The sequence below is a fragment of the Szabonella alba genome, assembly GCF_016765775.1.
Lineage (GTDB): Bacteria > Pseudomonadota > Alphaproteobacteria > Rhodobacterales > Rhodobacteraceae > Szabonella > Szabonella alba.
The window spans coordinates 19,987-30,135 of sequence record NZ_JAESVN010000018.1 but is presented as its reverse complement, the minus strand read 5'-3'; the positions used below and the strand labels follow the sequence as shown (position 1 = coordinate 30,135).

8 protein-coding genes are annotated in these 10,149 nt (G+C 63.6%); 4 read left to right on the top strand and 4 right to left on the bottom strand.

What is annotated here, in order from left to right:
* The coding region (locus JL811_RS19200) for a hypothetical protein (protein WP_202690324.1) at positions 1–252 on the top strand (252 nt) is incomplete at its 5' end.
* A gap of 87 nt (positions 253–339) precedes the next feature.
* Positions 340–900, top strand: a complete 561-nt coding sequence (locus tag JL811_RS19195; protein WP_202690323.1) for a GNAT family N-acetyltransferase — start codon at positions 340–342, stop codon at positions 898–900.
* A 222-nt stretch (positions 901–1,122) separates the two neighbouring features.
* Here the strand turns inward: JL811_RS19195 and JL811_RS19190 are convergent, their stop codons facing one another.
* From JL811_RS19190 to JL811_RS19180, 3 genes are all read right to left on the bottom strand, one after another.
* The gene (locus JL811_RS19190) at positions 1,123–1,935 is read right to left on the bottom strand and encodes a sulfotransferase family protein (RefSeq protein ID WP_202690322.1); all 813 of its coding nucleotides are present in this window, start codon (positions 1,933–1,935) and stop codon (positions 1,123–1,125) included.
* Positions 1,936–2,368: 433 nt separating this feature from the next.
* Positions 2,369–3,946: a hypothetical protein gene (locus JL811_RS19185; RefSeq protein ID WP_202690321.1), complete on the bottom strand. Its 1,578-nt coding sequence runs from the start codon at positions 3,944–3,946 to the stop codon at positions 2,369–2,371.
* 86 nt (positions 3,947–4,032) lie between these two features.
* A complete protein-coding gene (locus JL811_RS19180) occupies positions 4,033–5,094 on the bottom strand; it encodes a hypothetical protein (protein ID WP_202690320.1) in 1,062 nt (353 codons plus the stop codon).
* Between the two features lie 285 nt (positions 5,095–5,379).
* On the opposite strand from JL811_RS19180, the gene JL811_RS19175 reads away from it, so the two are divergent.
* Together JL811_RS19175 and JL811_RS19170 are read left to right on the top strand one after the other, a co-directional pair.
* Positions 5,380–7,131: a type I secretion system permease/ATPase gene (locus JL811_RS19175; RefSeq protein ID WP_202690319.1), complete on the top strand. Its 1,752-nt coding sequence runs from the start codon at positions 5,380–5,382 to the stop codon at positions 7,129–7,131.
* Complete coding sequence (locus JL811_RS19170; protein ID WP_202690318.1) at positions 7,128–8,432, top strand: HlyD family type I secretion periplasmic adaptor subunit; 1,305 nt, start codon at positions 7,128–7,130, stop codon at positions 8,430–8,432. The genes JL811_RS19175 and JL811_RS19170 overlap by 4 nt, the downstream gene beginning before the upstream one ends.
* Before the next feature lie 60 nt (positions 8,433–8,492).
* Here JL811_RS19170 and JL811_RS19165 read toward each other — a convergent pair whose 3' ends face one another.
* Entirely contained in the window at positions 8,493–9,926 is a 1,434-nt protein-coding gene (locus JL811_RS19165; RefSeq protein WP_202690317.1) for a mannose-1-phosphate guanylyltransferase/mannose-6-phosphate isomerase, read from the bottom strand.
* Positions 9,927–10,149: the final 223 nt, after the last annotated feature.

Genomic DNA, 10,149 nt, shown 5'->3' with positions numbered 1-10,149 from the left:
CTGGTGGCCAGCCACGGCTTTGCCGAGCTGCTGGCCGATACGCCCGAAGACTATATCGCGCTGGCCCGAAGCCTCGGCACAGACCCCGCCCGCCGCAACGCCATCCGCACCCGCCTGAAACAGGCCGCCGCAAATCCCGGCTTCGTCGGAAACCCTGATCACGCAAGGGCCTTGCGAGAGGCGATCGAGAGAGTTCTGAAAGGAGAGGCTCCGGTGCAGAGCGGGCCGGAACCCGGAGACCCGCCCGGGTGATGCCCGGTACCGGGGCTGGACCCATGCTGATATTGCGGGTCTGCTGAACGGAATTGTTTACCCGAAGCCACTGAAGGATCAATTTACATGACGATCTTGGACAACGTTTCGATCGTGCGCGGCCCGAATATATCTCTGCGGCTGGTGCAGATCCCGGATGCGGGCTATCTTTATGGGCTCAGGATCAATCCGGATTACAATACCCATTTGTCAGAATTCAATGGAACCCTCCGCGATCAGGAAATCTGGATTGAGAAATACAAGGAGCGTGAAGCGGAGCTCAAAGAGCTCTACTATATCGTGGAGCGGTCTGATGGAGTGCCTTGCGGCGCAGTAAGGCTTTACAGGATTTCACCGCCGATTTTTGAATGGGGCAGCTGGATTCTCGATGAGAACAAACCCAAAAAGGCGGCCCTGGAAAGCGCTACGCTGGTCTATATGACAGCTTTCGATATCATGGGTATGGATGAGGCGCATTTTGATGTGCGCCGCGGCAACGCCAGAACCCTTGAATTTCATCGCCGCTATGGTGCCATCGAGACGCATGCAACCGAGCAGGATATTTACTTTAAATATCCAAGATCAAAATTTGAAAGCGATCGCGACTCGTTTCTGTCGCTGTTATCCGGCTTTCGGTCAGACAGCTGAACATACAGCAGAAGCACTGTCATGGCGGCCGCATGCGGGATGACTGTTCCTTGCCCTATGGCCTGGAACGGGCTGTACTGATGCAAGGGCCCCGCTTACCCTGAAAACCAGAAGAGACCTATTTCCCTGCCGGACCATCATGCCCCGACAGGGACTTTCATGCATTGCGCAATTTGGCCAACTGATCCTGCACGGTATGGATTTCATGGCCTATGCTGTGACTCACCAAGCCTCGACATCACCATTCTTGAGGTAACCACTGCTTTCCATGAGAGGAAGACAGACTTCGTTGACGATGCTCTGGAACTCCGGCTTCAGCCGATCAAATCGCCGCTCGGTGTTGATCGGCCTGTGATATTTCGGAGAAAAGAAGGGATCCGCCTTCTCTGCCTCTGAAGGCACATGCTTGCCGCTGTTCCAGATCTGCTCTGAATCGATTCCATTCAATCCGGTAAAAGCGTGCAGTTGCTCAATGAGCCAGTCATTTCCAAGATCTTCATATCTGAAATGGAAGGCACGGCCCTCCATTTCTGGCTTGTTCAGATGCGCATAGCTTTCCATATATTCAACAGACAGTTTTCGGACCGTTCCTTCAACCATGGGAACACCGGCACGAGAGTAGACTTCCTGCTGAGACCGAACAACATCATGGGGATGCCGGAGAACCGTTACGAACTGGCAGGGTCGCTGCATGACGGCATTTACGGACGGGAAATCCTTTGTCAAAAGCGGATCCTTGACACAAAGGACCTCAGGTTTTTTTAGCACACGCCACACATGCAGCAAGGATTGTTCCGCCAGAGTTCCGACATGCATCTTCAGATGCTCCGGGATCTGGAAAAACGCATTTGTGTGGCTTTGCCACAAATGCAGACCCAGTGCGTAGGATTGAAATATAGGGCGGATAAAACTTATCTCTGGATGGTATGGATTGCTGGCTGGTGCGGTACACAGCAATGCATGTGTCACGCTTGTCCCGGAACGAGGTGCTCCGCCTACAAAAATCACTTTTGCCGGCCCTGTCGCGTCAGACATTCTAGCTCCTCGCATATATTCAACAGTCGAACATTTCCGTCGGTCGGGACCGCGGGTGCATCCTGTGTCCCGGTCACCGAACCCGGTTCTCCTATCTCCTTTCAGCAAATCCTTCCACCTTGAAAAGGTGGTGGGCCGTGCAGCCTTGAGGATTCTCACATAGTTTTTATGATGTTAAGGGAACCACATTCTGACACTGACAAAGCACCTCTCAACCGGACGCTTCCTTCGGGCCTGCCCGGCAGTGACAGAGCCGATACCGGTACGAATCACCATGCTGCCCTTGGAAAGACCGGGCTGCGGATACGCTTCCCCATAGGATCGACACATTGTGCAACCAGCACAGCATCCGCCTTGCGCGTTGTGACACGGCGGCGCTGTGGCGGGTGATGGGATGCAGGGAGGGCCGGATTTGACGCAGGGGTGACGCTCTTTACCCCCCGGCCAGCAATCCGGTCCGGTCCTGCCGGCACAAGGTTTCGGCCGCGTGGCGGAACCTGTCCGCCTCAAGGTGCAGGAATTCCGTGATGCGGCGGCTCTGGCTGTGGAACGGGTCCTGCCGGGCCTTGAAGATCTTGTCGCGGTCGCTGCGGAAGGCGTCGATCCGGGCGCGCACCGGTTTGGGCAGGCTGGGCTCCAGAGGCTTCAGCATCTCCAGCACGGCCCCGGGCGTGTCATCATAGCGCAGGATCCTGCAGTGCTGCGGATCGTCCTGAACGGCCCGGGCCCATTTGTCGACAAAGCCGAGGATATAGGGGCTCTTTTCGTCCAGCCAGGTTGCCAGTTTCTCTCCGGAAGGCAGGCTGCCCTCGGCATCGATCACGCGACAGGCGGCCCGAACCACATGCGGGCCATGGGCGAAATTGATATTCATCTTCGCAATCCCATGCGCCTTCAGCAGTTCGCCATGCGCATAAAGCATCTGCAGCGTCCACCAGGAGGTCAGCAGATAAAGCGGATCGCGCAGCAGGATCAGGCGCCGGACCGGCCCCTTGGCGGGGAAGGCGGGATCGGTCAGGTCGAAATCATGCGACTTGATCATGCGCAGCAACGCGATGTCGGGCACTTCCGTCGCATAGCCGGTAACAGCGCAGGGCATCTGCCGGCAGCATCCCGGCTCATTATACCATTCGCAAAAGCTGAAATGTTCGCCCAGCAGGCTTTCGAATGTGTTGCGCATGAAATGCAGCCCCGTCCGGGGCAGGGATTTCACATCGAGATAAAGAAAGCGCTTTTCGCGCCCGGGATCGAGCGTCGTATAGGTCTCAAGGGCGCGCGGGTTGAATTTCGGCACCTGCGGCGCTGCTGCAGAGGCCTGTCCGCTGAGGGTCTGTCCGCTGAGGGTCTGTCCGGGGGCGGGCCGGGTTTCCGCAATGGTCCTGCGCAGCAGATCCAGCTGGTCCTCCAGCTGCTTGAGCAGCTCGGGCTTCACAGGATCCGCCCCTGTCCCCCCCGCCCCGGTCCGCAGCAATCCCATCTCCTGTTCCAGCGCCTGTGCCGCATCCGGCAGGAGGCCCATGCCCGCCAGTTCGCGCAGCCGGCGGCTGCGGGCCAGCAGCGGGGCATCGGCATGGGGCTGGACCAGCAGGATCGCGGCCTCGAAATGCGGGGTCGGATCCTCTTGCAGCGCGGCCGCCGCCCGGGCCAGGCTGTTCTGCGCCGCCGACAGCAAAACCCGCGCGGTCATGGTCCGGCTGGCCCCCCAGAGCAGCGCCTGCCGGGCCAGTTGCCGGGCCCGGTCCATCGCGCCCGCATGTCCGCCTGCATGGCTGTGTGCGGCCGCCAGCAGCAGGGCCAGTTTCTCCCGCTCCGGATCGTTTTCCAGATCGGGGGTGTCCAGGGCCAGGATCGCGGCCCAGTCCCCGTGTTCCCAACGGGCCCGGGCCCGGTCCAGCGCAGTCGCCCTCCCCCCGGACCTGTCGGCTGGCGCGGCAGGATCCGGCACAGGCGGGATCATATCGGGCGCGGGCAGGGCGGCCATGGGTTGGGCGGCTGCTTGGGTGGAGAGCATGGTGTCCCGGTTCTTCTTCTTGCCGGATTTCTTGCTTTTCTTCCCGCCCTTCCTGCCGGGATCCCTGTCTTTTGCGGAGGATTTGCTCACAGCGTTTCCCCGCGCAGCAGAAGATCCTTGATCAGCGCGATCTGCCCCTCGGCCCGGCGCAGATCGTTGCGCGCGGCCTCAAGGCGGTGCTGCTGGTCCTGATGCTTCGCCCTTTCCTCCGCGACCTCCCGGCGCAGCGCGTCACGGGTCTTTTCCATCTCCCTCGCCCCGGCCTCCAGTTCCTGAATACGCCGGTGGCGCCAGTCGGCTTTCTCGGCCAGCGCCTTGTGCTCGGCCTGAAGCGCCTCGGCCGCCTTGCGCGCCTCGGCCAGCGCGCCTTCGGCAGACTCTGCACGTGTTCCGGCCTCGGCCAGCGCCTCTGCGGCAGCCCTGGCCCCGGCCTCAAGCTCCTGAATGCGCCGCTGCCGCCAATCGGCCTTTTCGGCCAGCGCCTTGTGCTCGGTCTGCAACGCCTCGGCCGCCTTGCGCGCCTCGGCCAGCGCGCTTTCGGCACTATCCGCCCGGTTTCCGGCGGCTCCGGCGCGGGCCTCGGCCTCGGCCAGCGCCTTTTTCAAGGCCCGCCGGGTCGGATCGGCCTGCCATTGCGTCACCGGCCAGTCAGGATCGGCCAGATCCGCGCCGTTGCGGGTAAATCCTTCCGCGACCAGCCAGGCCTCGATCTGTGCCTGCGGGGCGGATCCTTCGAAAAACACCTCGCTGCCGCAGCGCAGCACCAGACTGCGCAGCTGTTCCAGCGCATCGGCGGCCTTCCAGGCCTCCAGCAGCTGCATCTCGGATCCCGGCATGTCCAGCACAAGGTCGATCCCCTGCCCCCGGGCGCCGATCCTGTCCAGCAAAGCCCCCGGCGACAGCACCGGGACGGGTTGCCGCCGCATCACCTTCAGCCCGGGAAAAAGCGCCCGCAGCGCCGGTGCAGGCTCGTGAAAACTGTTCAGCGCCGCAAAGTTCATCTGCAAAAGATCCATGCGCCCGTCTTCGGCGGCCAGCCCCAGCACAAGCACCTCTGCCCCGGGGGCGGCCCTGTGCAGGCCGGCGGCCAGTTCGGGATCGGGCTGCAGAAAAACCCGGCGGCGCCCTTGCGGGACGGACCCGCCCATTTTTCCAAAGCCGGCCATTTGTCCGGAATCGGACACAATGCCGCCTTCCCGCGCACCGATATGAAGATACAGAACAGGCGGGGATGAAGGATCGGCAACGGGCATTCAGGCAACTTCCGGAACAGGTTTCTGACCCGCCGGACCATAAACTGCACGGAAGTCAATGTCATCTATGGCTATACAGGCTTGACCCCGATGACCTAGAAGGGGCCAAGGAATTTGACGTTCAGAGAATGGCATGGGCCGGCACCGCGCGGCCGCCCGTGGGAACAAGGGATATCCGAGATGACGGCCACCCCCGAGGCGAGACGACAGACCGAAGCGGGGCGTGCCGAACTGGGCCGTATCCAGAAAGCGTCCCGCGGCATTCTCGTGGCGGCAATCCTGTTCAGCATCTTTGTCAACCTGCTGATGCTGACCGGTCCGCTTTATATGCTGCAGATCTATGACCGGGTTCTGGGCAGCCAGTCCGAGGCGACGCTTGTCGCCCTGTCGGCCATCGTCATCGTGCTGTTTCTGGCCATGGGCTTTCTGGATCATGCGCGGTCACGGCTCTTGTCGCGGATCGGGGCGCGGCTGCAGGCCGGGCTGGACCGCCGCGTGTTCGAGGCCGCGCTGACGCGTTCCAGCGTGATGCCCGGCGACATGCTGGCCGCATCGGCCCAGAGGGATCTGGAATCGATGCAGCGCTTCTGGGCCTCGCCGGTCGCCACGGCGCTGATGGATCTGCCCTGGACGCCGATCTTCGTGGCCGCGATCTTCATCTTCCACCCTGTCCTGGGCTGGTTTGCCGTGGCCAGTGCGGTGGTTCTGATCGTGGTTGCGCTGGCCAATCAGGCCCTGGGCAAGGGCCTGATCCTGAAATCCAACAGCGCAACCATCGCCGCCGAGCGTCAGGCCGACCGCCTGAAGGGAGAGGCCGAGGTCCTGCGCGCCCTGGGGATGACCCAGGCCGCCTTCCGCCGCTGGTCCGTCGCCCGGGGGGAGGCGCTGGAAACAAGCCTGTCCAGTGCCGATCTGGGCGGAGCCTTTTCCACCACCACCCGCACATTGCGGCTTTTCGTGCAATCGGCGATTCTGGGGATCGGCGCCTGGCTGGTGCTGCAGGGGGAACTGACCCCCGGTGCGATGATTGCAGGCTCGATCATCATGGGCCGGGCGCTGGCCCCGATCGAACAGGCCATCGGGCAATGGGCGGTCCTGACACGGGCGCGCGAGGGAAAGGCGAACCTGGTCCAGTTGCTGTCGCTGCAGCCGCCCGAACCGCCGCGCACCCCCCTGCCCCGGCCTCGCGCCATGATCGAGGTCGAGAATGTCTCGGTCGTGCTGCAGGGACTGCCGGCGCCTGTGCTGCGCGGCGTGTCCTTCCGGCTGGAACCGGGCCAGGCCCTTGGCATCATCGGCCCGTCGGGTGCGGGCAAATCCACGCTGGGACGGGCGCTGGTGGGCGCGATCCGGCCGGCCGCAGGCCGGATCCGGCTGGATGGCGCGGAACTGACCCAGTATGACCCCGACCGGCTGGGCAGCCAGGTCGGTTATCTGCCGCAATCGGTCACGCTGTTCGATGCCTCGGTGACCGAAAACATCGCCCGTCTGTCCACCGAACCCGATGCCGAAAAGGTGGTTGCGGCGGCACGGGCAGCGGCGGCCCATGACATGATCCTGCATCTGGCACAGGGCTATGACACGCGTCTCGGGCCGGGCTCGGGGCAGCTTTCGGGCGGGCAGGTCCAGCGCATCGGTCTGGCCCGCGCCCTTTATGGCGATCCTGTCCTTCTGGTGCTGGATGAACCGAATTCCAATCTCGACAATGACGGATCGGTCGCGCTGAACAGCGCCATCCGCAAGGTAAAGGCCGATGGTGGCAGCGTGATCGTCATCGCCCACCGGCCTGCGGCGATTCAGGAATGCGACCTGCTGCTGGTGCTGGAGGAGGGCCAGCGCCGCGCCTTCGGACCCCGCGACGAGGTGCTGCGTGGCATGGTCAAGAATGCGACCGAAATCGTACGGGCCAAAGGCCCGGGAGGCGTATCATGACGACCCCTTCCCCCCCGTATCTGCGGGCGCGCCGTGCGCTCTGGATCGGCTGGATCACACTCTTCTTGCTGATCGGCGGCTTCGGGCTCTGGTCGGTCACCATGACGATTTCCGGCGCGATCGTGGCCTCGGGCCGGATCGAGGTGGAACAGAACCGGCAGGTTCTGCAGCATCCCGACGGCGGCGTGGTTTCCGAGATCCTTGTGTCAGAAGGGGACAGTGTCGAGATCGGTCAGGTGATGATCCGGCTGGACGGAACGCTTCTGATGTCGGAACTGTCCATCGTGGAGGGTCAGCTGTCAGAGGTTCAGGCCCGCCGGGCACGTCTGGAGGCCGAGCAGGACGGGATGGAGGAGATGGTGCTGCCCGAGGCGCTGCTGGCGCAGGCCGCCACGGACCCGCAGGTTGCCGAACAGGTCGAGGGGCAGTTGCGGCTTTTCAGCGCCCGTGCCGAAACCCTTGACCGCACGCTGGACCAGCTTGAGCGCCGCAAGGGCCAGACCCTGTCGCAGATCGAGGGGATCGATGCCCAGTCCGCCGCGCTGACCACGCAGATCGACCTGATCGCACGAGAACTGGCCGATCAGCAATCGCTGTTCGACCGAGGCCTGGCCCAGGCCTCGCGGGTGCTGGGACTGGAGCGCGAAGCCGCCCGTCTGGCCGGTGAGGCGGGCGATCTGCTCGCCGGACGGGCCCAGGCCGAAGGCCGCATCACCGAGCTTGACCTGCAGATGCTGGGCCTGACCGCGCAACGCCGCGAACAGGCGAATACGGAATTGCGCGATATCGGGTCGAATGAATTGCAGCTTGTCCAGCGTCAGCGGTCGCTGGCCGAACAGGTGGCCCGGCTCGACATCCGCGCGCCGGCCTCGGGCACGGTTCTGGGCCTGCAGGTCACAACCCCGCGTTCGGTGATCCGTCCGGCCGATCCGGTGGCCTATGTCATTCCGCAGGATCGCCCGCTCATCATCACGGTGCAGGTCCCGCCGATCCATGTCGACGAGGTTCGGATGGGTCAGCCGGTCAAGCTGGTCTTTCCGGCCTTTTCAAGCCGGACCACCCCCGAACTGGACGGGGCGGTCGCCCTGGTTTCGGCCGATGCGCTGACCGATAACGCGACCGGGCTGACCTATTACCGCGCCGAGATCTCGCTCAGCCCGGAAGAGGCCGAACGGCTGGGCCATCCGCTGCTGCCCGGCATGCCGGTGGATGCCTTCATCCAGACCCAGCCGCGCACCCCGCTGGCCTATCTGGTCAAGCCCTTCACCGATTATTTCACCCACGCCTTCCGCGAAAGCTGATCCCGAAGGCGGATCCGGGGCGCAGAGCCGTTACGCCCCCCCCGCCGCGCCGGTTGTGCCTCAGCTTCTGGCGTAGATGTCTTCGTAGCGGATGATGTCATCCTCACCCAGATAGCTGCCGGTCTGCACCTCGATCAGCACCATCGGCAGCTTGCCGGGATTTTCCATCCGGTGCACGGCCCCCAGCGGGATATAGACGGACTGGTTTTCGCTCACCAGCCGCACCTCGTCATCCACGGTCACCCGTGCCGTGCCCTGCACCACGATCCAGTGTTCGGAACGGTGATGATGGCTTTGCAGGCTCAGTGCAGCCCCCGGATGAACGGTGATCCGCTTGACCTGAAAACGGCTGCCGATCACCAGGCTTTCGAACCAGCCCCAGGGCCGGAAGTCGCGGGGAAATTGCTGCGCCTGCGCCGCCTTGCGCGCCTTCAGCGCCTCGACCGCGCGTTTGACATCCTGGGCGCGGTCCATGGGGGCCACCAGAACAGCGTCGGGCATGGCAATGGCGATCATGTCCTTCAGCCCGATGCCGACCAGTTCAAGCCCGTCGGATTCCGATCGCAAAAGCGAATTGTCGCAATCGATCGCCGTGGCATGGGCCGAGGTCACGACCCCCCGGGCATCCGCTTCCGTCTCGCGCCAGACGGCATCCCAGCCGCCCAGATCGGACCAGCCCGCCGCAAAGGGCACGACGGAAAGACGGTCGGATTTTTCCATCACGGCATAGTCGATCGACACGTCCCGCACCCGGGCCCAGGGGTCGGGCGCCAGCCGCAGAAAGCCCAGATCGGGCCGGGCCTCGGCGACAGAGGCGCGGACCGGGGCAATCATGTCAGGGGCATGCTGTTCGAAGGCCTCAAGGATATCTGCGGCGCGGAACAGGAAAATGCCGGAATTCCACAGATAGGCCCCGTTGGCCAGCATTTCGGCTGCCCGCGTGGCATCGGGCTTTTCGATGAAGCGCGTCAGCGCCATCGCGGCCCCGGATCCGTCCGGGCGGGCCGCAAGCTCCAGATAGCCATAGCCGGTTTCGGGGCGGTCGGGGGTGATGCCGAAGGTCACGATGCGGCCCGCCTGCACGCTGGCCAGACCCGCAGACACCGCCCGCCGGAAGGCCGCCGCGTCGGGGATCACATGATCCGATGGCGCGACCAGCATCACCGCCCCGGGGTCCCGGGCCAGCAGATGCAGGGCCGCCGCCAGCACGGCGGGGGCTGTATTGCGGCCTTCGGGTTCGATCAGGACAGGGCCGGGGTCAATGCCCGCCTCGGACAGCTGTTCGGTCACGATGAAGCGGAAATCCGAATTGGTCACAACCAGCGGCGCATCAAAGGACAGATCCTCCTCCTGCCCCGAAAGCCGCTGTGCCGATTGCTGGAACAGCGACCCCTCACCGGCAAGGGTGGTGAATTGCTTGGGATAGGATTTGCGCGACAGCGGCCAGAGCCGGGTGCCCGAACCGCCACAAAGAAGAACGGGTGTGACAATCATCGAAGACCTCTGCAAAAGGAACCGGAAAAGGATGTCTGAACCAACAGGCTTTCCTCATACCAGATGCGGACAGCGGGTCCAGAGACGACTTGCCCCGGGACATTTCGCGCGGAAAACGGCCAGTCGTCGCGGGTCGGGCCAGAACGGGAGCCAGAACGGGAGCCAGAACGGAAGGGTGGCACCGCTGGGGTGCGGACGCTGTCTTTACCCCCGGGTGAGACAG

Bases quoted from the DNA above. Each gene is read 5' to 3' on its own strand.
- JL811_RS19195 (WP_202690323.1), top strand. From the start codon at position 340: ATGACGATCTTGGACAACGTTTCGATCGTGCGCGGCCCGAATATATCT.
- JL811_RS19190 (WP_202690322.1), bottom strand. From the start codon at position 1,935: ATGTCTGACGCGACAGGGCCGGCAAAAGTGATTTTTGTAGGCGGAGCA.
- JL811_RS19185 (WP_202690321.1), bottom strand. From the start codon at position 3,946: ATGCTCTCCACCCAAGCAGCCGCCCAACCCATGGCCGCCCTGCCCGCG.
- JL811_RS19180 (WP_202690320.1), bottom strand. From the start codon at position 5,094: ATGGGCGGGTCCGTCCCGCAAGGGCGCCGCCGGGTTTTTCTGCAGCCC.
- JL811_RS19175 (WP_202690319.1), top strand. From the start codon at position 5,380: ATGACGGCCACCCCCGAGGCGAGACGACAGACCGAAGCGGGGCGTGCC.
- JL811_RS19170 (WP_202690318.1), top strand. From the start codon at position 7,128: ATGACGACCCCTTCCCCCCCGTATCTGCGGGCGCGCCGTGCGCTCTGG.
- JL811_RS19165 (WP_202690317.1), bottom strand. From the start codon at position 9,926: ATGATTGTCACACCCGTTCTTCTTTGTGGCGGTTCGGGCACCCGGCTC.